The 26,239-nt window shown below is 40.1% G+C and carries 29 protein-coding genes; 10 read left to right on the top strand and 19 right to left on the bottom strand.

Annotated elements, in window-relative coordinates; translation table 11 throughout:
- Window positions 1-391 precede the first annotated feature (391 nt).
- Window positions 392-1,234 carry a Ku protein gene (locus tag LQ188_RS00460; RefSeq protein ID WP_101225214.1) on the bottom strand — a complete coding sequence of 281 codons (843 nt, stop codon included), beginning with the start codon at window positions 1,232-1,234 and terminating at the stop codon, window positions 392-394.
- Between the two features lie 150 nt (window positions 1,235-1,384).
- Here LQ188_RS00460 and ligD point away from each other — a divergent pair, with 150 nt between their 5' ends.
- Window positions 1,385-3,238, top strand: coding sequence for a DNA ligase D (ligD, locus tag LQ188_RS00455; RefSeq protein ID WP_230175700.1), 1,854 nt, complete (start codon window positions 1,385-1,387; stop codon window positions 3,236-3,238).
- Between the two features lie 412 nt (window positions 3,239-3,650).
- Here ligD and dapF read toward each other — a convergent pair whose 3' ends face one another.
- From dapF to LQ188_RS00435, 4 genes are all read right to left on the bottom strand, one after another.
- Window positions 3,651-4,637: a diaminopimelate epimerase gene (gene dapF, locus LQ188_RS00450; protein ID WP_230175699.1), complete on the bottom strand. Its 987-nt coding sequence runs from the start codon at window positions 4,635-4,637 to the stop codon at window positions 3,651-3,653.
- Window positions 4,638-4,819: 182 nt separating this feature from the next.
- Window positions 4,820-6,121 (bottom strand): NCS2 family permease, encoded by a 1,302-nt coding sequence (locus LQ188_RS00445; protein WP_101225217.1) that lies wholly within the window; start codon window positions 6,119-6,121, stop codon window positions 4,820-4,822.
- Between the two features lie 157 nt (window positions 6,122-6,278).
- Window positions 6,279-6,851: a carbonic anhydrase gene (locus LQ188_RS00440; protein WP_101225218.1), complete on the bottom strand. Its 573-nt coding sequence runs from the start codon at window positions 6,849-6,851 to the stop codon at window positions 6,279-6,281.
- A gap of 89 nt (window positions 6,852-6,940) precedes the next feature.
- Window positions 6,941-7,735, bottom strand: a complete 795-nt coding sequence (locus LQ188_RS00435; protein WP_230175698.1) for a hypothetical protein — start codon at window positions 7,733-7,735, stop codon at window positions 6,941-6,943.
- Window positions 7,736-8,009: 274 nt separating this feature from the next.
- Between LQ188_RS00435 and LQ188_RS00430 the strand changes: the two genes are divergently transcribed.
- Window positions 8,010-8,153: a hypothetical protein gene (locus LQ188_RS00430; RefSeq protein ID WP_230175697.1), complete on the top strand. Its 144-nt coding sequence runs from the start codon at window positions 8,010-8,012 to the stop codon at window positions 8,151-8,153.
- 48 nt (window positions 8,154-8,201) lie between these two features.
- Here LQ188_RS00430 and LQ188_RS00425 read toward each other — a convergent pair whose 3' ends face one another.
- A complete protein-coding gene (locus LQ188_RS00425) occupies window positions 8,202-8,522 on the bottom strand; it encodes a DUF4870 domain-containing protein (RefSeq protein WP_034311189.1) in 321 nt (106 codons plus the stop codon).
- Between the two features lie 207 nt (window positions 8,523-8,729).
- On the opposite strand from LQ188_RS00425, the gene LQ188_RS00420 reads away from it, so the two are divergent.
- The 4 genes from LQ188_RS00420 to LQ188_RS00405 all read left to right on the top strand — a co-directional run bounded on the left by LQ188_RS00420 (window position 8,730) and on the right by LQ188_RS00405 (window position 11,652).
- Window positions 8,730-9,509 (top strand): undecaprenyl-diphosphate phosphatase, encoded by a 780-nt coding sequence (locus LQ188_RS00420; RefSeq protein WP_101225332.1) that lies wholly within the window; start codon window positions 8,730-8,732, stop codon window positions 9,507-9,509.
- A gap of 332 nt (window positions 9,510-9,841) precedes the next feature.
- Complete coding sequence (locus LQ188_RS00415) at window positions 9,842-10,396, top strand: GNAT family N-acetyltransferase (RefSeq protein WP_101225221.1); 555 nt, start codon at window positions 9,842-9,844, stop codon at window positions 10,394-10,396.
- A 205-nt stretch (window positions 10,397-10,601) separates the two neighbouring features.
- A complete protein-coding gene (locus tag LQ188_RS00410) occupies window positions 10,602-10,994 on the top strand; it encodes a CidA/LrgA family protein (RefSeq protein WP_230175696.1) in 393 nt (130 codons plus the stop codon).
- On the top strand, window positions 10,969-11,652 hold the full coding sequence (locus LQ188_RS00405) for an LrgB family protein (protein ID WP_101225223.1): 684 nt from the start codon (window positions 10,969-10,971) through the stop codon (window positions 11,650-11,652). Before LQ188_RS00410 ends, LQ188_RS00405 begins: the two co-directional genes overlap by 26 nt.
- Window positions 11,653-11,695: 43 nt before the next feature.
- Here LQ188_RS00405 and LQ188_RS00400 read toward each other — a convergent pair whose 3' ends face one another.
- Together LQ188_RS00400 and LQ188_RS00395 are read right to left on the bottom strand one after the other, a co-directional pair.
- Window positions 11,696-11,839, bottom strand: coding sequence for a DUF2639 domain-containing protein (locus tag LQ188_RS00400; protein ID WP_101225224.1), 144 nt, complete (start codon window positions 11,837-11,839; stop codon window positions 11,696-11,698).
- Between the two features lie 52 nt (window positions 11,840-11,891).
- Window positions 11,892-12,980 (bottom strand): undecaprenyldiphospho-muramoylpentapeptide beta-N-acetylglucosaminyltransferase, encoded by a 1,089-nt coding sequence (locus tag LQ188_RS00395; protein WP_230175695.1) that lies wholly within the window; start codon window positions 12,978-12,980, stop codon window positions 11,892-11,894.
- A gap of 193 nt (window positions 12,981-13,173) precedes the next feature.
- On the opposite strand from LQ188_RS00395, the gene LQ188_RS00390 reads away from it, so the two are divergent.
- Both LQ188_RS00390 and LQ188_RS00385 read left to right on the top strand, forming a co-directional pair.
- On the top strand, window positions 13,174-14,286 hold the full coding sequence (locus tag LQ188_RS00390; RefSeq protein ID WP_230175694.1) for a mechanosensitive ion channel family protein: 1,113 nt from the start codon (window positions 13,174-13,176) through the stop codon (window positions 14,284-14,286).
- A 679-nt stretch (window positions 14,287-14,965) separates the two neighbouring features.
- Entirely contained in the window at window positions 14,966-16,321 is a 1,356-nt protein-coding gene (locus LQ188_RS00385) for an MATE family efflux transporter (RefSeq protein ID WP_101225226.1), read from the top strand.
- 48 nt (window positions 16,322-16,369) lie between these two features.
- On the opposite strand, the gene LQ188_RS00380 is transcribed toward LQ188_RS00385, so the two are convergent.
- Window positions 16,370-17,143, bottom strand: coding sequence for an SDR family oxidoreductase (locus LQ188_RS00380; protein WP_230175693.1), 774 nt, complete (start codon window positions 17,141-17,143; stop codon window positions 16,370-16,372).
- Window positions 17,144-17,301: 158 nt separating this feature from the next.
- On the opposite strand from LQ188_RS00380, the gene LQ188_RS00375 reads away from it, so the two are divergent.
- Window positions 17,302-17,769 carry an Hsp20/alpha crystallin family protein gene (locus tag LQ188_RS00375; RefSeq protein ID WP_230175692.1) on the top strand — a complete coding sequence of 156 codons (468 nt, stop codon included), beginning with the start codon at window positions 17,302-17,304 and terminating at the stop codon, window positions 17,767-17,769.
- 194 nt (window positions 17,770-17,963) lie between these two features.
- On the opposite strand, the gene LQ188_RS00370 is transcribed toward LQ188_RS00375, so the two are convergent.
- The 6 genes from LQ188_RS00370 to LQ188_RS00345 form a co-directional block, all read right to left on the bottom strand.
- Window positions 17,964-18,695, bottom strand: a complete 732-nt coding sequence (locus tag LQ188_RS00370; protein WP_230175691.1) for a CAP domain-containing protein — start codon at window positions 18,693-18,695, stop codon at window positions 17,964-17,966.
- 461 nt (window positions 18,696-19,156) lie between these two features.
- Complete coding sequence (locus tag LQ188_RS00365; protein WP_101225230.1) at window positions 19,157-19,594, bottom strand: FixH family protein; 438 nt, start codon at window positions 19,592-19,594, stop codon at window positions 19,157-19,159.
- A gap of 19 nt (window positions 19,595-19,613) precedes the next feature.
- Entirely contained in the window at window positions 19,614-21,029 is a 1,416-nt protein-coding gene (locus LQ188_RS00360) for an ATP-binding protein (RefSeq protein ID WP_101225231.1), read from the bottom strand.
- The gene (locus tag LQ188_RS00355; RefSeq protein ID WP_230175690.1) at window positions 21,026-21,712 is read right to left on the bottom strand and encodes a response regulator transcription factor; all 687 of its coding nucleotides are present in this window, start codon (window positions 21,710-21,712) and stop codon (window positions 21,026-21,028) included. Before LQ188_RS00355 ends, LQ188_RS00360 begins: the two co-directional genes overlap by 4 nt.
- Window positions 21,713-21,717: 5 nt before the next feature.
- Window positions 21,718-22,680: a hypothetical protein gene (locus LQ188_RS00350; RefSeq protein ID WP_101225233.1), complete on the bottom strand. Its 963-nt coding sequence runs from the start codon at window positions 22,678-22,680 to the stop codon at window positions 21,718-21,720.
- 118 nt (window positions 22,681-22,798) lie between these two features.
- Window positions 22,799-23,065 (bottom strand): hypothetical protein, encoded by a 267-nt coding sequence (locus LQ188_RS00345; protein ID WP_101225234.1) that lies wholly within the window; start codon window positions 23,063-23,065, stop codon window positions 22,799-22,801.
- A 109-nt stretch (window positions 23,066-23,174) separates the two neighbouring features.
- On the opposite strand from LQ188_RS00345, the gene LQ188_RS00340 reads away from it, so the two are divergent.
- Window positions 23,175-23,417, top strand: coding sequence for a DNA alkylation repair protein (locus tag LQ188_RS00340; protein WP_101225235.1), 243 nt, complete (start codon window positions 23,175-23,177; stop codon window positions 23,415-23,417).
- Window positions 23,418-23,453: 36 nt separating this feature from the next.
- Here the strand turns inward: LQ188_RS00340 and LQ188_RS00335 are convergent, their stop codons facing one another.
- The 4 genes from LQ188_RS00335 to LQ188_RS00320 form a co-directional block, all read right to left on the bottom strand.
- Window positions 23,454-23,621 carry a hypothetical protein gene (locus tag LQ188_RS00335; protein WP_157831134.1) on the bottom strand — a complete coding sequence of 56 codons (168 nt, stop codon included), beginning with the start codon at window positions 23,619-23,621 and terminating at the stop codon, window positions 23,454-23,456.
- A 68-nt stretch (window positions 23,622-23,689) separates the two neighbouring features.
- Window positions 23,690-24,613, bottom strand: a complete 924-nt coding sequence (locus LQ188_RS00330; protein WP_101225236.1) for a CobW family GTP-binding protein — start codon at window positions 24,611-24,613, stop codon at window positions 23,690-23,692.
- Between the two features lie 438 nt (window positions 24,614-25,051).
- Window positions 25,052-25,585 (bottom strand): cupin domain-containing protein, encoded by a 534-nt coding sequence (locus LQ188_RS00325; RefSeq protein WP_101225237.1) that lies wholly within the window; start codon window positions 25,583-25,585, stop codon window positions 25,052-25,054.
- A 24-nt stretch (window positions 25,586-25,609) separates the two neighbouring features.
- Complete coding sequence (locus tag LQ188_RS00320) at window positions 25,610-26,239, bottom strand: methylthioribulose 1-phosphate dehydratase (protein ID WP_101225238.1); 630 nt, start codon at window positions 26,237-26,239, stop codon at window positions 25,610-25,612.

The raw sequence follows: 26,239 nt of genomic DNA, 5'->3' as shown, positions 1-26,239 counted from the left end.
CGTTAAATGGGCGAAATATCATTGATTTCCAGAAAAATTCATAGGTTAGTTTCAGTAATTTTGTTGCTATTTCAGAATTAAATATGGTAGAATATGAACACAATATATAGTCGAAAACTACAACCGTTCGCCTATATGTTGATTTTCACGATTGAATTCCTCATTGTCGCTCTTTAGGGAGCGAATTTTTTTGCCTTCATTATCATCCATCATTTTCTTTTAGTTCCATTCTAATCCTTAAATCGTGATTCACTTACCTATTTTCACTTTCATTCCCTATTCAAATACCTCCCTGTAAAGTCACTTTCATTCCCTTATAAGAGGCCTGATTCCTTGCTAAAACAAGCAGAAAAGCCGAGCGACACCATATGTCTTCCGCTCAGCTTCCTGTTTAAGCTTGTTTCTTTTTTTTTGGTGCCGCTTTCTTTCGGGTCGTCTTTTTCTTTTCCGGTTCATCATGTTTCGTACGGTCAATGGATGCCTGTAATGCCTCCATTAAATCGGTTACATTGTTGGAAACTGGTTCTTTTGTTTTGGCTGTAATCGTCGTCTGTCCCGTTTTCTTTGATTCAATCAATTCAAGTAAAGCGGTTCGATAGTCATCGGTGTATTTTGTCGGATCGAAAGTGGTCGTTAATTGATCTATTAATAATACGGCAGTATCGATTTCTTTTTTTGCAATGGTATCATTGGCGGGGATATTCGGAACATCCGCTGTGGAACGGACTTCATCCGGATAATGAATCGTTTCCATCACCAAGGTATTATCAACGACTCGGATTACCGCCATTTGTTCTTTAGAGCGAATGATGATTTTTGCTAATCCTACCTTATTCGATTCCTTGAGGGCCTGCCTCAAAAGGGAATAAGCTTTTATCCCTCCATCATTAGGGGACATGTAGTAACTCCGATTGAAATAAATGGGATCTATTTCTTCAATTTTAACGAAATCCACAATTTCCACGGCTTTTTCTTCGTTTTGTTTTTTCAGTTGCTCTAGTTCATTGTCTTCCAATACAACAAATTTTCCCTTTGTATATTCAAAAGCGCGGACTATATCATCCTTACCCACTTCTTTCTGGCATACCGGACAAACTTTTTCGTATTTAATCGGTGAATGACATTCCTTATGCAACGTCCTTAAAGAAATATCCTTATCCTCCGTTGCAGCATGAAGTTTGATCGGAATGTTCACCAAACCGAATGATATGCTCCCCTTCCACATCGTATGCATATTCGTCACCTCATAACTTATTTTTAAAGAGAAGAACAATTTTATTATTCCCCTTTGTTCAAAAAAAACCGAAAAAACAATTGCCAACTCTAACACTTCGTTTTTTTGGCAAAATAATGTTAATCAATTTTTTGCGGAGGTGATACAAAAATGAAACCGATGCTGCCAACATATTACCCCGAAGCCCCCAGCTCCAAGGATTGGCGTTATGAAGTCAAATATGACGGCTTTAGGGCTATTTTAACGATAAACTCCGATACCATAAGCATTTCAAGTCGGAACGAGAAGGAATTATCACCACAATTCCCAGAAATCATTGCTTACATCAAAGAACTGGACCTGGAAGAATATCTCCCGCTTCAGTTGGATGGAGAATTGGTCTGGCTTACCAATGAAGCGAAAGCGGACTTTTTTCAAATACAGTGGCGAGGACGCCTTGGTAAACAATCCCTAATATCCGAAAAATCCCGCTTTTCCCCATGCCGGTTTATAGCGTTTGACCTGCTTCGCATCAACGGAAAAGACTTAGCAGCTAAACCTATGGAAGAACGTAGAGAATTGATGTTGAATATGGGGGCAAAACTTGGCTTTCCTATTCCGCCTGATCCCAACGATAAGGCTTTGATACAATTAATAGAAAGTTTTGACGTTTTGGAAAGTGCCTTGAATAAGGTCACCCTATTAGATGGCGAAGGGGTTGTAGCCAAGGAAATTAGGGGTACTTGGCAAGAAGGAAAACGTACTACATCTTGGATTAAGGTGAAAAACTGGAAAACCGTTTCTTGTTTCATTACAGCATTGCACAAAGAAAATGGTTATGTTTCCCTCGCAGTTTTCAAGGAAGGTGCCGTAACGAAAATCGGAAGTGTTAAAAATGGACTGAGTGCTCAAGATAAAAGTATATTGCATCAACTGATAAAGCAAAATGCATCAAACGAAGACGCACAATTTTTTTATATCCATCCATCCATTTGCATAGAAGTTCAATTCTTACACGTATACGAGGAAAATGAATTGCGTGAGCCCCAGTTTTCGCAATGGCTTTTACAAACGACTCCCGATGAATGTACCTGGGAGAAATTTGTGCTAGGTCAATACACATTTCCAGATACGGTACAAATAACTTCCAGGGATAAACCGCTTTGGATAACTGAAGGTAAACAGGTGGTAAAAGTTGAATACCTTCATTATTTACGTGAGGTTTCAGCTTTCTTCTTACCCTTCTTGAAGGATAAACTGCTTACGACGATCCGCTATCCTCATGGCACTTTGGATAAAGAAAGATTTTTCCAGAAAAACAAACCTGATTATGCGCCGGCTTTTATTAAAACGTTCATGGATGAGGATATCGAATACATGCTGTGTAACGATATTGAAACGCTTCTTTGGTTTGGTAATCAGCTTGCATTGGAATTCCATGCCCCATTTCAGAAAGCGGGTAAAACAAGACCTGACGAAATCGTCTTGGACTTGGATCCCCCATCAATCGAATTTTTCTCCTTTGCAATAAAGGCCGCACAGGAAATTAAAAAAGTGATGGAATCATTAAGGATTAAAGCTTTTGTAAAAACTTCAGGTAATAAAGGACTGCAAATTCACATCCCACTGCCTGAAGACAGATTTACTTATCAGGAGACACGCATATTCACCGACTTTCTCGGTGACTACTTAACAAGTTCCAATCCAAATGATTTTACAACCGAAAGAATGAAAATAAATCGGCACAATCGACTTTACTTGGACTTTGTGCAGCATAGTGAAGGAAAAACCATCATCCAGCCTTATTCCCCACGGGGAAATTCTTTCGCAGGTGTGGCTACTCCTTTGTTTTGGAAAGAAGTGGACGAAAATCTCCAGTTAAAGGACTATACGATTGAAACCATCCCAAACAGAATAAAAAGGGATGGATGTGCTTTTGTGGATTACAGACTTGTCGATAATGGACCAGCCTTTTTGGAAGTTTTGTCGTTCCTAAAACAAAAAAAAAACCAACAACTGAAATAAACCCAAAGAGTCAGAAGTCGCTTTATTAATTAGGCAACCTTGAGGGAATGTAAAATGTAGCGTTGGAACGTAGGGCACTCGCTTTTCTTCGGGTTTGCCGACCTAATGGGATTCGAAATGGTCTTATCCCGAAACCCTTTCTCAATTTAATATAGAGAATACAAGACTGGCTTTCACAGCATGATTTTTTACTGTTTTATATGAGATGAAAACTCACTGGATTGAAGAAATTTGCGACACTCCTGCCGAATAACTGGCTAGCCGAGACCCCACAGGCGCTTGAGCCTAGGAGGCTTGGCAGACACTCGGCAGAAAGGGAACCGATTTCTGAAATCAACTGCAACTTTTTCAAATAAGAAAACTACAGGCAAACTCGCTTTTCTCCGAGTTTGCCTGCAGTTTGAAGATTTCTTTATAATTTTGTTTTCAAATAACTTTGCACTTCATCCTGAAGCTTGGCATATAAGCTTGTTTCCAATTCAAAATCCTCTTTTTCAAGCATTTCAAATTTTTCAGGCTGATCTAAATCTATTTCAAACGATACCTTGAATTCATAAGTTGCGTTCCCGATTAAATCAATTGAATACTTTTGGCTTTCTTCATCATGATGGACGACACATTTCACTTTTCCGCCGTTATTGTAGACAGATATTTCACTTTCCAACGCGTTTAAACCAACAGAGCATGTTACAAGGCTTGAAGCCGACATCGCCGTTCCACATGCATTCGTGAAGCCTACTCCCCGTTCGAATGTCCGCACATAAATGCTCCCTGGTTCCAGCTCTTTCACAAAGCTGACATTGACACCATCAGGGAAAAGTTCATTTGGTTGATTGACCTTTGTTGAAAGTTCTTCCTGCAAATCACTTTGTAAAACATCACTATCGACGAGTGTGATCAAATGTGGATTAGGAACCGCCAATGCCGAAAATAGCAGGGTATCATGAAGTTCCGGCAATGGTTCGTTTTGCAGCTGTTCTTTAGCCAATACAAGAGGGAGATCCTTCACATTGAAACTTACTGGTGAAATTTCTACCTTGAAAGTCGGAATGCCCTCATAAATATCTTCCGTTTTTTCCACGAGTAGATCTGCCTTCATGGTTTCCACGATCATTTTATCTAGCCCTAGAACGTCGTTCGCGTAACGTGCAACACAGCGAAGTCCGTTGCCGCACATCGAGGCTTCAGATCCATCCGCATTAAAGACACGCATCCGGCAATCGGCATGTTCACTTTTCATTACGAACAAAATACCATCCGCTCCAAGCTTCTCCCTATTGCATAGGGCCTTCGCGAAATTTTTCCGCTCTTCTTCAGTAAACGTCAGGGTTGTAGTCAATTCATCAATGATTAAGAAATCATTTCCTGAACCATGGCTTTTTAAACCTTCAATAATCATCCTGTCACATCCTCTAATATGCTGCTTTTCATTTATCATTTTTTAATATTCTATATCATAGCATTTTCAAGATGGATGTGTCATCGCGTAAATCACATTAAATCCATTTTTTCCAACGAAAAAACAAATAAGAAGAGCGGTTGGAATAAGAATTAACTCATTCCAACCGCTCTTTTGAATAATTAACCGATCATACCGATGATGAAATAGACGATAAACATTCCGGCACTCACATACATCGGGGCTGACACTTCTTTTGCTTTTCCGGTTACAAGCTTCAAGAAAGGGTACAGGATGAAACCGAATGCCATTCCATCGGCAATACTGTATGTGAAAGGAATGATCGTGATGATCATGATTGCAGGTATGCTCTCGGTTAAATCACTGAAATTCAGCTTTTTTATGTTTCCGAGCATCAAAATGCCAATGATAATCAAGATGGGGGCAATGGCGCTGTCAGGGATTACTTTAATCACCGGTATAAATAACAGTGATAGAATGAATAGCACGCCTGTCACCACTGAAGTAAAACCAGTCCTGCCTCCTGATGCGATTCCAGCTGCCGTTTCTACTGTTGCAACGGTAGGACTCGAACCGAATAAGCCTGATAATAGAACGGACACACTTGTCGCCTGCAGCGACTTTTTATAGGCATCCTGGCGGTTGATACTGTCTACATGCCCGTGTACAAGACCAATATTTTCAAAAACAAGAACCATCGTCATCGCAAATACACTTATCCAGAATTCAATCCGGTTTGCTTCCAGGAACGATAATGAAAAGAAAAGATCGCCGTAGGAAGCTGTGTCTATGCCTGAAAAATGGATATCCGATAGTTGAACCGTCCCGAACCAATAGGCAATGAGGCTGCCTGCCAGGATGGTAATCATGAAATTACCGGGGACATTCTTGATGAACAGCGTGATTGCCAATAAAAAGGTCAACACCGTTGCACACACCGCTGGATCGCTTAAATCTCCGAGTGCGACGATTGATGATGAACCTCCTGTGATTATCCCGCCCTTTTCAAGACCGATTAGCATCAAGAATAAGCCAAGACCGACAGATATGGCTTCTTTTATCGAACTTGGAATCGAATCACTGATTAACTTAGAGTATTTTGTAAAAGCGATGATTACAAAAATTACCCCGGAGATAAACACAGCACCAAGAGCCGATTGCCAAGATAGACCCATTCCTTGAACCATGGTATAAGCAAATAGGGCATTTACGCCCATTCCTGGAACGAGAAGGATTGGGACATTCGCCCAAAGTCCAATCATGACACAGCTTAAAGCAGATAAAAGAATCGTGGCAATCACTGCACCATTAATCGGTATGCCCGCTTCCGATAAAATCAGGGAATTCACGATGAGAATATAGACTATCGTAAAATAGCCGACCACTCCAGCAAGGATTTCACGTTTTCCATTCGTTCCATAGTCGGAAAAATGAAAAAACGTTTCCAAGTTTAATTTCTTCATGTTGTATCCTTATTAAATTTATCCCTCGCCCACCCGTTTGTATTAGTGACAAACTACACTTGGCGATTTTAACAAAAAAAAGGATAAAAATAAATAGCAATGATAAAAATTCGAAAAAAAACTGCCGGGAATGATCCCGACAGCCTCGATGAATATATTATTTTTGTTCTTGCGAATATCCATCTACTACCAATTCCAGCTTCCCTGTATCAGGCGAAATGATTAGACCATGCACAGGAATATTTTTAGGGATCAAAGGATGTCCTTTAATCACTTCGACGCTGTTCTTACAACTTTCATAAACATCATCAAATCCGCGAAGCCAATTGCGGATATCGATTCCTGCAGCTCCCAGTGTATCGATGGTGCTCTTTGGTATATCACGTTCGATCATCTTGTCCATTACAGAATCGGCATCGACTGATGCCATTCCGCAGTCATGGTGAGGTATGACCAATACTTCATCTGCCTTTAGCTCATAAATGGCAACAAGGATACTCCGCATCACACTTCCGAATGGGTGGGAGACGATTGCGCCGGCAGTCTTCAGGATTTTGACATCGCCATTTTTGACATTCAAGGATTTTGGCAATAGTTCAACGAGCCGAGTGTCCATACAGCTTATGATGACCATACGTTTCTCAGGAAACTTGTCCGTTCTATACTTAACATATTCACCTTTTTCTACAAACTGTTCATTATAATCAAGAATCTCATTAAGTAAACTCATAATTTACCACCTTTTCATTATGTATTTAATCTATGTACCTCCTATTATTATATCAAATATTTAAAAGATTTGCTAAAGGGTAACCATAGTCAATTTGAACGATGATTCAGAGTGGCTGCACAGAACCCAAAGACGATGATTTTAGGAATTTCAGCAACATTTGATGAAAAAGAAAGTATGGGTGTATTAGTCTTGAATCGTTTCCCCCACTCCAAAGGCATCCAGCCTTCTTGATATGAAACGATCTTTTCCCCGTCTTTTGTGACAATCTCGAATGAATTAACGCTCCCCGGCGTTTCAATGGGCATCCATTCCGTACCGTCTGCCTTATAGATCATTCCATTGATTTTCACGAATGACCTATTTTCTTGATACGATCCTATAATGCCGCCCTGGTCATCCATGATCGTCATTTTATTGAAAAGCCCCCTTTTGATATGGTACTTAGCCAGCAAACGCCCTTCATGGTCCACAAGTTCATAACGCTTGGTCATAAGCATCGACAATAAATTGGGTATCATCCACATGAACCACTTCATATTCAAATCCCGTATTTCGCCCATTAGTGACCCATCAGGCGCAAATAGGAGCAGGCGCAATGTCGGTGCTGGCATAAAAGTCAATAAAACATGTTCATTTTTTAATAACCCGGTATTCGTCCCGACGAGTTCATCAGGCAATTCCTTCATTCTATTTTCATATATCCGATGACTGATAAATTGGGCAATACTAAAGAAAATAAAAGGAGACGTGATCAATAATATATTGCCCGGTATCATCGCAAAAATATGGCAAATGAAAAATACAAATGCCAAAAGAAGAGATATCCAAGATGCATGAAAATTTGAATTGCTCGTTTTCTGATAAAATTCACGTATATTCATATCCCGCTCTGCTCCTCACCCCTTACAAGAAAGATTGCCGCCTTAAGGGCGGCCATTGATTAGCAGTACCACAATCCGCCCGGCATCCACTTCCTAAAAGTGCATGGAAGTAGTTTTCATAATACTTTATTCGCTTTAATGTGATCTATTCCCTTTTTAATGAAGGGCATTTCCCAACACGGTTCAAATAAAAAAGGACTCCGAATTGAACGGAATCCTATTGTAGACAAAATGGCTTCTACCCAATTTTAAAAACAAGACTAATGTCTTTTTAATGATTCCTTATTGGATTGAAGAAATTTGCGACAACCTGCCGAATTACTGGCTAGCCGAGACACCGCAGCCGCTAGGCGAGGAGGCTTGGCAGGCAGTCGGCGGAAAGGGAGCGGATTTCTTCATTCCACTGGAACGTTTTTAAATAAAAAACTGCAGGCACTCCGAATGAACGGAATCCTTTTACATCATTCTATAATATCCTGAAGATCAACGGGAACCTGTAATCCGTTCCTTCATAAGCCCTAACAGCAGCAATGATGGTGAATACGACTAAAGCTATCCCGATTACCGGCAATAGCAAGAATCCAACCAATACTATAGTGAGTATCCCTGCGACTATTGAATAAACGGTGTAGGAAATGAAAAAATTCAAGTATTCCCTTCCGTGATAATCCACAAATTGTGACGAGTCCTTCTTCAATAACCAAATAACCAAAGGACCGATAAATGCTGTAAAAAAGCTGATCACATAAATAAGGGCAGCAAACACTCTTTCATCTTTAGTAGGCATAGTGTCTTCTCCTCCTTTCTCATATGAATAATTACGAATCAAATGAAAAATAGTTTCATTTTCCTTTCATTTTATTCGAAAACAGGTAAAATTGGACTGCTTTTTCTTGATATAGCAAATAAAATCCGGACATGTTCATCATTCTTGTGCATACAGTTTAAATAATGGATTGTCCTATACCTTCTAGAATGGAGTGATGTTTTTTTGCTGAATGAATTTCAAGCCTTCATCCTTGGGATCATTCAAGGCTTGACTGAGTTTTTACCTATTTCAAGTACTGGACATTTATATTTAGGACGGCATATTTTCCATCTTGACGAGGCCGGAATTTTTCTGGATACCATGCTCCACATCGGAACATTGCTGGCGTTATTGGTCGTCTATAAGAATGACATAATTGCCATTTTGAAAAATCCTTTCTCCAAAATGACTCTGCTTCTCATTGCTGGGACGATTCCTGCAGTGATTGCCGGCATTTTACTCGGGGATTGGTTTGATGGCCTTTCAAAAACAGGTGTCACCATTGGCTGGGAATTTTTAGCGACCGGACTGATTTTATGGGTAGCGGACGGAGTGAAAAAAGGGGCCAAATCCCTTAATGAAATTTCCATTAAAGATGCGCTGATTATCGGTACCTTCCAAGCTGCTGCCATCATGCCTGCTCTTTCGCGCTCCGGCCTAACGATTGCCGCCGGTCTCTTCTGCAGATTGGATAGGGCCACTGCAGCCTATTTTTCCTTTTTGCTTTCAATTCCTGCCATTACGGGGGGCATCGTATTTCAGATGAAACCGATTTTTACTGGAGATGTTGAACGGCTTCCACTCACTGCGCTTTTCGTCGGAACCCTGGCCGCAGCAATCTTTGGTTATATTGCAGTAGTATGGATGATCGATTTCTTAAAAAAGCGTTCACTGAAAATATTCTCCATTTATGTATGGGCCCTCGGCGCAATCATTTTATTCATGCAATTCACAGGTGAATTTTAAAGAAAAAGGCGGGCGAAAAACCAGTTTTTCAAGGAAAAATGCAGACGTTTGCCTACCGATTTCCCCCTTCAGGAAAAAGTTGAAATTTGACGAAAAAAAAAGGCAAAAAACCTATTCCCAAACCGTTTTTTTTTTAGTATTATACCTTCGTAAGGTACTTTAGATTTGCATATTTTCTGACAATAAAAATAGGGAAGGCAAATGGTGCGCCACCGGTTTCCGGTTCTAGTGGGTTCGATTCCCACCCCGAAATTTTTTGATGAACGACTTAAAAAATTTCGAGGGTGGGCAGCGACTACGCATAAGAACTGCCCTCAAACGGAGGGACGGAAATGTTAAAAAAGAGAGATTTCACAGATTGTTTTTCTCTTTATGAACAAATGACGCATCCAGATGTCTTCCCTTTCGTGCGCCATAAGGTAGATTCATATGAAGAATATGTTTTCATCACTAAGCAAACGATCGAAGCCGAAGATGCTGGGCAACTCATTTCACGAACAATCTTGGATGAATGGGAAAATCCCATCGGTTGTATTTCTTTATATGATATTGAAAATGGTGCAGGTTTCTTAGGCACATGGCTTGGCAAGCCTTATCATGGAAAAGGGTATAATGCCATTGCAAAAGACGCTTTCTTCAAAGAGCTTTTTTTCGAGCTCGGTTTGGAAACGGTCTTCATGCGTATTCGCAAAAAAAATATCCGCTCTATAAAAGCTGCAGAAAAGCTTCCCTATGCCGTCAATGCCAACGAAACAAGAAAATCCCTTTATGATCAGATCAATCATGAAGAAGATATCTACGATTTGTATGAAATCCCTAAAGATTTATACACCTTTCATATCCTTAGACAGCATGATGATGACGAACAGCAGTTACTTGAAGCATAAAGCGAAGAACATTTCAATTTGGATTTGTTTATCTTTTCATATAATGGCCGGAGCTTCCAAACCTGGAAAGCTCTTTTTTCCATTTACATAGGATGTTTAAGATAGATTGCTGCAAATCCCTATTCTTTTTAGGGATATTTTTTTATAATGAATACAATTGACCAATTCATCAATATATTCAAAGCGTCATTGAAAGGACTTAATCATGAAAAAAACATTTGCTTTTATCGTGCAGCTTATCTTCCTGCTCATCATTTGCAAGCTCGGCTATTATTTAGCCAATTTACTTCAATTACCCGTACCAGGCAACGTCATCGGCATGATTCTGTTATTCGGTTTATTACAGACGAAGGTTATAAAAGTCGAATGGATTGAACTTACTTCAGGATTTTTGGTAAAGCACCTAGCCTTTTTCTTCATCCCCATTTCAATCAGTTTAATGACAATGGGATGGCTTTTCATTAAATTCGGTTTGCCATTGGCACTTACATTGGGAGTCAGCCTGATATTTGGATTCATCGTTTCAGCTTGGACTGTTCAGAAGCTATCCCATAGAGGAGAGGTTAAGCAGCATGACAGCGCTCATCACAACATATAGCATCTTGATAACCATCCTTGCCTATTTCATTGGAAGGAAAATATATGCTAAACATCCATCACCTTTTACGACGCCCGTATTTTTCAGTACGGTTACGATAATTCTCGTATTGCTGATCAGCGGTTTGGACTTCGAAGATTATTCACCGGGAAAAGACATCATAACCTATTTCCTGGGACCGGCTACCGTTGCTTTGGCCGTACCACTTTATAAGAATAGAAAGATAATCGTTAAATATGCAATGCCGGCAATTAGCGGCATGATATTTGGTCTTATGGTCACATTGATCATTGCCTTCGCCATCGCTAAAGCATTTTCTCTTCCGCAATTCATACTCCAAGGATTGGCGGTTAAATCCATTACAGTGCCCATCGCTGTTGAAATCACTGAACTTTATGGCGGAAATTCCAATATATCAGCAGCCTTCGTCATTTTGACTGGGGTGCTGGGTACGATGATCGCTCCAAAAATGATGGATAAACTAAACATTACGATGCCCTTCGCTCGTGGGATCGCTTATGGTACGATCGCTCACGGTCTCGGAACTGCTCAAGCTGCCCAGGAAAGTGAGTTCACCGGGGCTGTCGCAGGTGCGGCAATGGCTATCGCAGGTATTCTTATTTCCTGTTTTTTTCCTTTTATAAGTAATTTCCTATAAAAAGAACCGCAACGTTAACGACGTTGCGGTTCTTTTTTATGATTTATCTTTTTTGCAAATCGTCGTATAATCGCCTAAGAATATAGGTTTTATACAGCTCCAGCTTTTTTTTCTCAATTGGATGATAGCTTATCCCTGCAGCTTTTAGCTGCTGAATGAACCATCCTTTGGAATATTCATAAGCCATTCTACCCCCTCCTCTTTTCGAAAAAGATATGCTGCATAGAGGGGATTGATACTTATTTTTTTGCAGCCATTACTTGAAGTAATAATTCATACATTTCAGCTGCCGTTTTGAATGGGCGTTTTTGACGCATTTTTTCCTGATATTCATTCGATTGTTCCAATAAATCCGCTAATGTAGCATTAAAAATCCGGTCATTTAACTCTTCTTCTTGAATGACTTTACAAAAGCCCTGTTTTTCAAAGCTTGACGCATTCAGAATTTGATCTCCGCGTGATGCATTGGCACTAAGAGGGATAAGCAGCATAGGCTTTTGCAAACCAAGGAATTCAAAGATTGAATTTGAACCTGCCCTTGATACAACGACATCAGCAGCCGCCAAAAGATCGAATAATTCTTCATGTACGAATTCAAAAGGAGCATATCCCCTTTGTTTCAATTCCGTTTTCACATTTCCCTTCCCGCAAATGTGTATAATCTGGTAATCCTTTAATAAAGCATCTAGGTTATCTGTAATCATATTATTGATTTTAACGGCTCCAAGGCTCCCGCCCATAACGAGTAACACCGGTTTGTTATTCGTGAATCCACAGAATGTCTTACCAGCTGTAGCGCTTCCCTTAAAAATCCCATCGCGCAATACAGCGCCTAGATACATGGCCTTATCTTTCGGAAGGTCTTTTTCCGTTTCCTGGAAAGTGGTGAAAATTTTCGATGCAAGCGGCATGGCAATCTTATTAGCCAGACCAGGCGTATAATCCGATTCATGTATCGCAATCGGTATTCTCAGCATCCTGCCTGCCAAAACGACTGGAACCGAAACGAATCCACCTTTAGAAAAAATGAAATCCGGCTTGGTCTTTTTTAATATTTTTCGTGCATCAAAAATCCCTTTTATGACCCGGAAAGGGTCTTTCATATTTTCAACTGATAGATAACGTCTGAATTTACCTACGGAAATCGTTTCATAACGGACCTCGGGGAATTCCGTTTCGATGATATTTTTTTCAATGCCTTTTTTTGAACCAATATAAGTGACATCCCAATCATGCTTTAAAAATTCCGGGATGATTGCTGCATTAACAGATACATGACCGGCAGAACCGCCTCCGGTAAATACTATTTTCTTAGTCAATATTTCCACCTTCCAAACTTAAAAAATCACTTTGCATCCATATTACCATATATCCCTGCCATGAATAACTTGAAAAAGTATTCAGTGAACCGCAAAATCCCCGTGAGGAATGTAATCATCGATTATTTTTCCTTTTTCAGCATGAATATATTATAATCTTAGTATTCTACAATACTACAAGATACATTGGAGGAGTAATACATTGCAAGAAGTTTCTGAATCACTCGATCAATTTGATGGAATCGAAGCCTGGACCAAATTAGGAATATCCATTGGTATTTTTCTAATCTTCCTTTTGCTTCGGAAAGTATTTACTACATATATATTCAAGTTCTTTCTACGAATTGCAGAAAAACGCAAAGTAGAATTTGCCGCCAACTTAATGCTCGCTTTAGAACAGCCGGTAAGATGGCTTATCGTTTTGATTGGTGTTATCATTTCACTGCACTATTTTCCGATTGACTCACCTTCGGTTGAATTAAGATCGAAAATATACAGATCATTTTTTGTCTTCTTAATAATTTGGACGATTTTCAATATCAGTTCGATCTTAACCATTTTATTTCCGAAATTAGTAAGTAAATTCGGGCTTGAAGTCGATCAAATCGTCATGCCGTTCTTTACGAAAATCATAAAATTAATCATCATTGCTTTTGGTGCCTCCATCATTGCTGAAGAATGGGGATTTAATGTCGATGGATTCGTTGCAGGGCTTGGATTGGGTGGATTGGCTTTCGCTCTTGCCGCTAAAGATACAGTCAGCAACTTCTTTGGAGGGATCGTCATCGTTACCGAAAAACCTTTTACCATAGGAGATTGGGTCAAAACTCCAAGTGTTGAGGGAACCATTGAAGACATTACATTCCGAAGCACCAAAGTTCGGACTTTTGCCCAAGCTCTAGTTACAGTCCCAAATGCGACCCTTTCGAATGAACCGATCATCAACTGGTCCAAGATGGGAAAAAGACAGATTGCCTTCCATTTAGGTGTGAATGTCACGACACCAAAAGAAAAATTGGAAAATGTCATTAAAGACATAGAAAGAATGCTGATTGATCATCCTGAAGTCCATCCGGAAACGATTTTGGTTAAATTTGATGAGTTCAGTCATTCCGGTTTCAATCTTTACCTTTATTTCTTCACGAAAGCGACGGACTTTGGAGGATATTTATCAATCAAAGAAGATGTGAACTTTAAAATAATGGAGATATTGGAACAGGAAGATGTACAAATTGCCATTCCGTCCCAAGCCTTCATTCTTCAAAAAGACTCAAATATGGAAGCCATGAATGATTTTGAATCCATGCGCGACTGACAAAAGGACTTGCCCAAAAACGGAAAGTCTCAGAATGTAGACAACCTCGATGAAAATCGAGATTGTTTACATTTTTTTATGGCTTGTACAAATTTTGACGTTGATTATAACGTAAGGCACTCGCTTTCCGCGGGCGGTCCGGGAGCCTCCTCGGGATTCTTGCGCCTGTGGGGTCTCCCCTTGGACGCGCTTTTCCCGCAGGAGTCTCGCACACCCGCTCCAATCAACTTTGTTTTAACTTTTAGATAGAACCCTTTTGCCTAAAGTCTTTATTGTTTTAAAATAGACTAATTAAAACTTGAGGTGATGAGGATGCTTTCTAAACATGATTCTATTCAGCGAGATCAACTTGAAATGGTTACTTTAGATCTTTAAAGTGTCGTTTAATTTTCCCCGAACATTGAGATATGAGGCACTTTTCATGGAAACCATATCGCACTCTTTCACATGTGTGGAATCCACGTATACTTGCTCTGCACTTATTAACTTAAATAAGCGAAAAATCAAAAGGGGTTCTGAATTTTTTAATTCCGTACCCCTTTTGTCTACAAGCTGAGACTTGCCCAAAACGGCAAGTCTTTTTTAGCTTCAAATAAAAACTCTTAAAACATCACATGCTTATGTGATATAATTCTTTCATTGTGTTGAAAATTGCAAATATTGATATTGAGGTACTTTAATGAATCAGACTTATACTAAATCACAAAAGATCCGCCTATTATTTTATATATTGATACCTATCCTGATAACCCAAATCAGCATGTATGCCATGACCTTTTTTGATGTGATGATGTCAGGACAATACAGCACTCAGGACGTTGCTGGCGTCTCCATCGGCAGTTCGCTATGGACACCCGTATACACGGGGCTGAGCGGGATATTGATTGCCTTAACGCCGGTGGTTTCACAGCTGGTCGGTTCCAGGCAGTCTAAATCCGTTTCCTATTCCGTGATGCAGGCCATTTATTTAGCTGTCACTTTAGCCTTATTCATATTAATCATTGGGGCGTTTTCTTTGAACCCCGTATTGAATGCCATGGACCTTGAAGATAGTGTCCACATGGTTGCTCATGATTATTTGATTGCACTTTCACTCGGTATCATTCCTTTATTCGTTTATAATGCGTTAAGGGCATTCATTGATGCTCTGGGGCAGACCAGGATATCCATGATAATCACCTTATGTGCACTCCCGGTAAACGTCCTTTTTAATTACCTATTAATCTACGGGAAGCTTGGATTCCCCGAACTTGGCGGTGTCGGTTCGGGGTACGCCACTGCCATTACTTATTGGTTAATTGCCTTGGTGGCCATCCTTGTTGTAATAAAAATCAACCCGTTTTCGACATATAAGGTTTTCAATGAATTTTTCCGGGTTTCCTGGAAAGAATGGCGTGCTTTATTATTGATTGGAGTACCCATCGGGCTGGCTATCTTTTTTGAAACAAGCATTTTCTCGGCCGTCACCCTTTTGATGAGTAAGTATGATACCGTCACAATAGCATCGCATCAGATTGCCATGAATTTTGCCTCCCTGCTTTATATGATACCGCTAAGTATATCCATGGCTTTGACGATCGTCATTGGATTTGAAATTGGGGCAAACCGTTATAAAGATGCAAAAGTGTATAGCTGGATTGGCATTTCGATGGCCTTGACAATGTCGCTCGTTTTGTCGACCATCCTATTCCTTTTCCGTGAACCTGTGGCTTCTTTATACACAAAAGATCATGAGGTAATGATGCTGACTTCACATTTTTTAATATATGCCATCTTCTTTCAGATATCGGATGCCCTCCAGGCACCTATTCAGGGTATATTGCGTGGTTATAAAGATGTTAATGTCACATTTGCGATGTCACTGGTCTCCTACTGGATTCTCGGGCTTCCCATTGGCTATGTTTTCGCAAAGTATACCGATATGGGAGCCTTTGGGTATTGGATTGGCCTAATTACCGGCTTGGCTCTCGGAGCAATAGGCTTGGCGGCTCGCTTACGGTTCATACAGCAAGTGAAATATAAAAAAATGGCGTGAAAAAAGAGTGGGGCTGGATTACCGGCCTCACCCTTTTTCATTCTCACGCTAGGCTTTATATATTTTCCCTAGAACATCCTTTCCGCCTGTTACCGGTATGATGCTGCCGGTAATGAAATCTGACTCCTCATCACAAAGAAACGTGACGACCCTCGCTATATCTTCGCCTGTACCCGGTCTGCCGATTGGAACCGTACCATCCTTTTCTGCTCTCGCGCCCCTGATTTCCCCCTCTTTCCAATCACCTACTATATCACCAGGACAGACCATATTCACGGTGATGCCATGTGTAGCTTCTTCCGCAGCTAAAGTTCTTGTCAAGGAGGTCAAGCCGCTCTTTGCCGCGGCAAAAGCAGAACGATAAATCCAGCCTGGTGCAGTTTCACACCGTTCAAACCCTAATGTAATGACTCTGCCCCAGTTTCTACTTCGCATTTGCGGAATAAGTTCCTTCGCAAAATAGAAAAAACCGTTTAAATTCCCATCCATGATGTACTTCCATTCATCACTGCCATATTCAGTCATGTGTTTACGATCATGCATATATGGCCCTGCGTTATGAATGAAGATATCAACATGGCCAAAGACCTCCAAAATCTTTTGCAAAATATTCCGGCAATCTTCTTCACTTGACGAGTCACCTTGAATCGCAAGTGCCTTAACATGGTATTTTCCCTGTAATTCATCCACTAATGCTAAAGCTGCCTTTTTACTTTTTCGATAAGTAATGATAATGGCCATTCCGTTATCCGCGAGTAAAAATGCCATCCTTTTCCCGATTCCCGTTGCTCCACCAGTAATAAAAGCTACTTTTTCATCCACAGGCCTACCCTCTTTATCTAATGGATTTTACTTAATTATACATAAGTTTATTCCGTTTTCTATAATTTAGTAATTATATAAAAGAACCTATGGGCTTTAGCTGCATAAAATATAACAAATAAACCTGTCAGACCATAAGCAGGAGAGAGGAATTCAATATGTTTCCTTGGAATTCACTTTTTTCTTTTAAGAATAACCCGAACCAAAAGGATTTCATGAAAAATATGCAGCAAAGTGATGTACAATCATTCATTGAAAAAGTATTTTCACAAGTCATACCTGAAAATATGCAAGGTATGATGAATCAAAATGATGGCCGCTCACAAAAAGAAAATGCCAGATCTGAACATCCTTTACATGCCGAAGTATTTGAAACGCATTTATATGTCTTCGTAAGAATTCCAATAGAAGATGAATCTTGGCTAAAGAAAATGAAACTTTACCATACATCTAACCAATCCATCATCGAGGGGATCCCTGAAGAGTCAGATCGGCATGTCATAACACTCCCCGCACCTGTAAAGAAAAAAGGGGCATCAGCCCAATATAAAGAATCAACATTGGAAATACGTCTTCAGAAAAGTTTCAATACACAGTATTCAGAAATCGATGTATCCGAGATTTAAGTGGCTTCACCGGGACCTCACTGATGTTAAGGTGCGGTTCCAGTTATTTCTTGGTTCAATTTTTTTAGATTTGGGTACATTATAGAGAACCAATCAATGTCAGAATTGATTTTTTTCCATGGAATGGAATTAGTTATTTTCGCACAAAAAAAAGCGCACCCCATGTTTTTGGGATGCACTCTTCTATCAATCTATTATTTTCCGATGAATTGTTGAGTCCAGTAGTTACCAGATTCCACATAACCTACTCCAATATGAGTAAAGCTAGAATTCATGATGTTTTCACGGTGTCCTGGGCTATCCATCCAAGCTTGTACAACTTCTTCAGGTGTTTTTTGACCTTGTGCGATGTTCTCGCCTGCTGTTGTATAGCTGATTCCGAATTTTTTCATCATATCGAATGGTGAGCCGTAAGTTGGGCTATTGTGGTCAAAGTAGTTATTATCTTTCATGTCTTGAGACTTGGCGCGTGCAACTTTGCTCAACTCAGTGTCGATTTTAAGAGCTGCCAAACCTTGTTTTTCACGTTCTGCATTAGTTAATTTAACAACTTCTTGTTCAAAAGCGCTTAATTCAGAGCTTGTCTCTTGTTTTTCACCAGTTGATTTATCAGGTGTCACTTCCGGTGCTGCAGGTTTTGCTTCAGGTTTTGCTTGGTTCGCTGTTCCAGCTTCTTGACCTGGTGTTTGAACTGGTTTTTGAACTGGTTTTTGAACCGGTTTTTGTTGTGCCTGCGCTGCAGGTAAAGTGATATTGTATTTAGCTAGGTATTGGTTAAGGACATTTTGCATATCCTCTTTATTCATAGATTTATAAGTTACTTGTTTAACAGTATCACAGTTGGCTGCTTCAGCTTGGTTAGCTCCTACTCCTGTGAATATAATAGCTGCAGCCGCTGCTGCTGACATAAACATTTTCTTTTTCATTCGTATTTCCTCCTGTGATGTTCGTTTTGTGTTGTGCTTTGCTTCTGGAATTATCATAACATGCACTTTTTGTAATAAATGCACCAGCAATTTCCATCGAATTTAACAGGATACGAAAGAGAAAATATTATTATCCTAGTTTCAGAGAAAACTTGCAAGAATGCTTTACCTATCTATGTTTCTTTCGGTGGTATATATACTCATATTTTTCCAGCCCTTACTTGTCAATGGTAGTTACATAGAACCATTTCCATTGAATACTAATAACTTTTTGTTGACATATCGTATTTAACCAACTTAATATGACTTTCATTACTTTTATGTTACAAATTTTTCGATTTAACTTCGACGCTCCGTCTTTTGTCCCGATCATTTCTACCCTATTGCCTTGGTCCATTTTTCAAAAAAAAAAAAACAATTCGGATTCACTTCCGAATTGTTTTGAGTTTGATGGTCATTCATCATTTCATTTCTTCATCATCCATTTCGTCCATTTCCTTTTTCCCACCATTTTGTTCAGGAGTGCTTGGCTTCCCTATGACGAATTCTTTCTTTGGCATGTTGTGCATATCCCTTGCCGTTACATGGGCATATACATAATAGGTTCCTTCTTCATCAAAAATCTTCTCCAATTCATATATGCCGTTTCTTTTATGTTTTACTGCAATCTTGTCATGGTCATCGCTATTCGCAAGCCAAATTTCAAAACTGACATCATCCGCATCTGTCACGGCTTCGTCCCCATAAGTCACTTTTGCCTGAAATTTCACAGGCTCATTCACTTTACCCTGAATTGGATCGACAGCTAAATCGACATTTAACATTTTCGGAATTTCCTCTTCCTTGCCGCATCCGGCCAAAAAAATTAACGTCATGCAAAATAATACGATTTTTTTCATTTTTGAACGTATCCCCTTTTTATGAATTCCATTCTTCTTTTATAACCGGTAGGATGACCTTGACTTTTGTTCCCCTTTTTTCCTTGCTTTCTATTTCGATTTTACCATTTTGCAATTCCACCAATTTTTTGACAATGGACAGTCCAAGCCCTGAACCGCCATCAAAACGGCTGCGTGCTTTGTTCACTCGGTAAAAACGATTCATGATATGAGGCAGATCCGCTTCCGGAATCCCGTTACCCGTGTCAGTTATCAGCAGTTCGCAATCATCTTTATGCTGAATTAGGGTAATATGAATCGCCCCTCCAGAATCCGTGTACTGAATGGCATTATCAAAAATGTTATGCAGGATCTGTTCCATCCTTCCTTCATCCCCAAAAATAATCGGGTCTGGATCCAGATCCAACTGCAAGTCCAATTTCTTTTCCTTTATTATCGGTTCATATTTCACAAGTACGTCTTCTATGAATTGGGCATAGGCAATTGGGATTTTATTTAACAAGAATGGATCACTATCCATTTTTGTTAAGTCCATCAGATCACCCACAAGCCGCTGCAGCCTAAGGGCCTCCCTTGAAATGAGATGAAGGTATTTCCGTTGTTCTTCATCATTTTTCACGACACCATCCAATATGGCCTGCGTGTATCCCTTTACGTAACTAAGCGGGGTTCTGAGCTCGTGTGCTACATTTTCAAGAAATTCTTTTTTTCTTTCTTCTTCCAAATGGATGGAATTGGCCATATCATTAAAGGCTATTGCCAGTTTACCTATTTCATCATGGCTCCTTACATGGACCTGTATGTCATAATTCCCCTCTGAAACGAGATGGGCTGCAGTCTCGATTTCCTTAATCGGACTGATTAGCCTTTTCAACCATTTTGTAGTAAAAAATATCGCGACTATCAAGAATAATAGGATCGCTGCCAACCATTTTACAGCAAATTCCTTAAGTAAGACCGTAATGGAATCTACTGGAATATATGTATAGATGATACCTTCGAGGCGATCTTCGTCAATCAGGGGTATGATCGCCGCTACGATGTTCTTTTCAAACCTTTTCTCATATCCCTCTTTTTCAACGGCTTTCCCATCTAAAAGCATTTGCCGTTCTTCTTCAGAAATAAGAGTATCATAATTGATTTCAAAAGGTAGACAGGCACTCAATTCCCTGGGATTGTTGACGACAAAGACCTCGCTGTCATTCTTACTGTTAAACCATTCAACTTTTTCCTTGAAGTCATCACTGATTTCACCGCCGGTATAATCCGCCCCTAGCAATGACGCTTCATTGACTAAATCTGTTTTAAGCTTCTCCACATATAGATTTTTATAATAATATTGAGAAAGTGAGTATGCGAACAGAACGGAAAGGATGATTGCGGTGATGATGGTGAGCCATAATTTAAATGAGAGGGTTCGCCATTTATTGATCATTTCTTTTCCTCTATCTTATAACCGATTCCCCAGACGGTTTGAATGTAATCGGCCGCTCTTAATTTCATTCGTAACGTTTTGATATGGGTATCCACAGTACGTAAAGATCCTCCATACTCCCCGCTCCATACATTTTCAAGCAATTGTTCACGGCTGAGTGCCTGGCTCTTATGACGCATGAGAAATAACAGCAATTCGAATTCTTTCAAGGTTAAATTGATTGCCTTCCCTTCAACCAAAACCGTTCTGGATTGTAAGTTCAAGCTAATTTTACCGAATCGGACATGGTTTTGATTCTCTTCATTCAATGATAATTTCCCTGTCCTTCGCAATACAGCTTCGACCCTTGCTACCAATTCTCCTGGATTGAACGGCTTGACGATATAATCGTCGCCGCCAAGCTTCAGCCCTTTCACCTTATCCCATTCTTCACCTTTCGCACTGACAAATATCACAGGGATCTCCCAATTATCACGAATCTCTTCACAAACGGAGAAACCGTCCATACCTGGCATCATGATATCCAATAGGATTAAATCCACTTCCTCTGTTTCAACCATCCTTATAGCTTCTTTTCCATTCGCAGCTTGAAGGCATCGATAACCTGAGTTCAGCAAATACATTTCAACTAGATTTCGCATATCTTCTTCATCATCCACGACTAAAATGGTGTAAGCATGCATGTCATCTACTCCCTCAACATCAATTGGAACGGACCTTCGCCGACTTTTATCGTTTTTTTAACATCGACTGTTTCAGCATCCATTACATACACTTCATCACTATCATATCCCGCCACGACCACATCTTCATTGAAGTTCGCCATTTCAAAGGGGTTGACGCCGACCACTTTGCTTTTCACTTCCTCATATTGATCATTCAATTTATATAAGGAGCTTGTACCATGACTTAGGACAAATATGCCTTCAGCATTCTCCAGGAACTTTATCGGCATGGTGGGGGCCTTCAGTTTCTTCTTCAACTCTCCCGTTTTTGCCGAATAAATATATAGATCTTCTTCCACTTGGTCCCCATCACCATGTCCTCCGATCCATATTTCATCCTTTTCTTCCCTTAATAACGTGCCGGTGCTGGAACTATGTACGGGAAATTCGAAATCGACCTTTTTCGTTTCAAGATTTATCACTGAACATTTGGTATCACCAAAATTAATAACATACAAGCGATTTGCTTGCTCTCCTTGAAGAACGGTCAAGGGGCTTTTACCAACCTTGACAATATCCTGTACCTCCCCATCAGCATTTAAAAAATAAATGGAGTGATTCGCTTGATTGACCGCCACGATGCTTTTTCCATCACGTAACAATTGCATATTGACGATTCCTTTCCCAATTTCCCAACTGTTTATCATTTTTCCTGCTGATAAAGAGTAAACTTGGACTTTCTTCATCTCTTTTCCATAAAGCAGGATAGTATCTTTGTCTGCCAGGAGCAGGGCTCCGGTAAATGGTTCTGAAATATCCCATTTTGCAAATGGATGATAGTTTTCATCTATAAAAGTCAGAGAAGTATCCTTGATATTGACAGTCGCCAGGAAAGATTCACTTTTATTGATTTTAGTAAATGCATTACCGCTATTACACCCAGTAAGCAGTACGATGGCAAGAAAAAGCCCAATGCCCCACTTCATATTTTAAGCTCCTTATTCATTAAATATCTATTTTTTTAAAATTTTAACAATGATTTGTGAAAAAAGTATGAAGCGGATAAGAATATTTGCTAACAAGCACCCGTATCACAATCTGGAATCATAATCTTTCCAATTCAGTGATATAGAGCATGACGATTGCATTTTTCATTTCTTCCGAAAGCGAAGATTCCATCACGCGTTTAATGGAGAGGTAAAATTTCTCCAATACTGGTTTTCGGGCACGGGGATGGGCATTTTCATCCAAAAGCTCACGGCGGACGAGTTCCGGCAAAACTTCCCTTCCACCTCCATCGGTCACCTTACGATTGTTCCATATGCTTAAATAAGCCACCAGTAATTCTTCTTGCCTGATATTTTCCTTCATAGTATCCCTTCCATCCATTACTAATTCATACATATTATTGATCAAGTTCGTAAAGACTATCTTAATAATACGATTACGCTTTTTAAAATTCAAAAAAGGAGTGAGTACAGTGTCTCAAGTATACCGCTGTCCGAATTGCCGGACAAATAAATCTCGCTTCAATCTCATTCAGCAAGTAGCAACCCCTGTTAAAAAGGATCCGCAATCCGGTGAGATTGTTGAACAATATTCGAACGATTCCCTTCAGCCGTTCCATCTAGCATATAATGGTCCTGAAGTTCGGGTGCAATGTGCTGCGTGCGGATTAATAGAAGACGAAAAGACATTTGCCGCCTTTGGAATGCAAGAATAAAAATGGTCAGACCCTCAAATGGGTCTGACCATTTTTTCAATCTTTTCCCACCGACATCTTAGCCCGGTCTATGGCAATTGGAATGGCTTTTCCATCCTCATATCCTTCATCCAATAATGCATTCGCGATCTCTATAGCCTTTTCCCTGACATCTTTATCTAGATTCTTCATCGAATTTGGGTAATCGTTCTTATTCCATGGCATTAATACCGCCTCCTTGATAAGAAAGTCTTCTTATATGTTTCCCTTCTTTTATGGGCGGTAAACGTTTATCAGACCGCTCTCGCTTCCAAAGCTTTCAACTGACCGATCAACATTTCCTCATCCAACTTTTCCCCGATGATGACGATATTCAATGGCATTTTCATCATTTCATTCATATACATCGGCATTCCGTAGGAGTATTGAAATAAATGGGGGTATTGTGAATGTGTAAAGGAAATGTATCCTTTCATTCTATATACCGTTTCCGGCAGGGACCTAAGCCACTCTTCAAAGTCGGTTTGTGCCACGGCACCTTCAAAGGTATGAACGACTGCAGTTAAATGCAAATTGTCATGTACATCAAGCTTTTGATGGCTATTTTGCCGATTTCTTTGCATCCCTTGCAATGATTTCAAGGAAACGTCTGCATACTCCGTCAATAAACATACAGCATCCGTATTCAGTGCCTGTATCGTATATATCAGCTGTGCGGCCTCCATCTCACTTACTAAATCCGCTTTATTCAATAGTATGAAATCGGCATGGTGGATTTGCTCGGCAAGCAGCTGTCGAAGCTGCGGAGACAGTTCCTCGCGATCGCGCCACCTTAATAAATCGACCACGGTGATAATCCCTTTATACTCCAGCCTTTTGGCGAAGATCGGGGACATGATGCCATCCAATACTTCAACTGGATGAGCAGCGCCCGTCGTTTCAATATAAACCGCATCCAAGTCATTTTCGGTTAGCAATTCATGAAGCTGAACTTCCAGTTTATCTTGAATTGTGCAGCAGATGCACCCGTCAAACAACTCCTTCAGAGGCACTCCATCACCAATGAGTCCGCTGTCAACCGATACACTGCCGAGCTCATTTAAAAGCACGGCCACTTTTCTGCCCGCGTCACTTTCCTGCTTTAATATATTTCGAAGAAGCGTCGTTTTCCCGCTGCCGAGAAAGCCGCCCAATATGTACACTTCGGTTGTTTTCATTCTTATCTGCTCCTATGATCCTGTTAAATTCGATTCCGTTAAATTTTATCATAATTACCTTACTAAAGCACTTGCCGGATTCACATAAAAAAACCAGCCCGTAAGCTGGTTTCAGACTAGGCAAATTCGAAGAAAAGCGAGTTCGACTGCAGTTTTTTATTTAAAAACGTCCAGTCGATTTCAGAAATCCGCTCCCTTTCCGCCGACTGTCTCCCGAGCCTCCTCGACGCAAGCGTCTGTGGGGCCTCGGCTAGCCAGTTATTCGGCAGGAGTGTCGCAAATTTCTTCAATCTTGCGAGATTTCTTTCCTATAAAATAGAAAAAACACAAAGGGATTAATCATGTTTTTTTATAAAATCAAGGTTAGGTGAGATCATCCCGACTTCCCTTTTTTCTACAAATAAAAACCAGCCCGTAAGCTGGTTTTTTAACATTGATTCATGCTTGAACTTCGTCTTTTTCGTAAATCGGCACCCATCCTGCCGCTGTAACGAAAATGCGGACAGCAACAGTTTTTCTATCTTCTGCAAGCGTGAAATAATGTCTTGTTGATTCTGGTACACTAATAAGATCACCTGGATTAAGGCGCACGTCAAACCACTGTTTCTCTTTGCCTTCAATCGCAAAGATACTCGTACCGCCTGCTATGAAACGCACTTCATCATCTTCATGGTGATGTTCCTGCTTAAAGTTTTCAAGCATTTGATCCAAGTTCGGATTCGCATCGGATAATGTGATGATATCATGCGCTTTATAGCCTCTTCTTTCGGAGATTTCCGCTATCTCTGATTGGAATGCTACAAGGATTTCCTCCTTTTCAGCATCTGTTAGATCGTATTTTTCCACGAGATGGGCCGGTAATTTAGAAATGTCCCATTGCTCATAAATAACCCCTTGTGTTTCTAAAAAGCCTTTTACCTGTTCACTGTTTTCAATAACCTCGTTTGTTTCCTGGAATCTGATCGTCGCCATCATTCATTCCTCCTTCATTAGTGTTTATCTTAAAGAAACTGCAAATGCCTTTTGTTGATTAAGCAACAGTTGATATTGAAATAAAAATTCGCAAGCTTCAAGTATTCTCTTTGCTTCGAGTCCGCTTTTACCCCAAACCGTAATACCATGATTGCGGATCAGCACGGCGCCAGAGTCTTCTTCGACATGTGGCTCGAACTTATCGGATAACAGCGGAATGTCAGCATGATTATATATGATTGGAATCCGAAGTTCCGAATCTTCATCCCACCGACCGGTCGCTTTAATGATTTCATGATTACGAAAAGAAACTTGGCCTTCATCCCCGTACAATTCGGATATCACATTATTTTCAACTGTATGGACATGGAGTACACAGTTCGCATTCGTTTTCCGGTAAATGACTGTATGAAGTAAAGTTTCGGCCGATGGTCTTAGGTTCGTTTCTTCAACTGGCTTTCCTTTTAAATCCACCAGTAAAAAGTCCGAATCCGATTGCTTCCTTTTATCCTTACCGCTTGCCGTAATATAAAAGAAAGGGCTTTGGGGCTCCCGAATGGACAAGTTCCCGCTAGTTCCCATAAACCAATCCCTTTCGGCCAGTTCAGCTTTAATATCTGCCAGCTCCTGCCATTCTTTAGAATGATTATTCAC

Source organism: Peribacillus sp. Bi134 (assembly GCF_918698065.1).
In the GTDB taxonomy this organism is placed as follows: Bacteria; Bacillota; Bacilli; order Bacillales; family DSM-1321; genus Peribacillus.
This window is presented reverse-complemented; position numbering and strand designations above follow the sequence as displayed.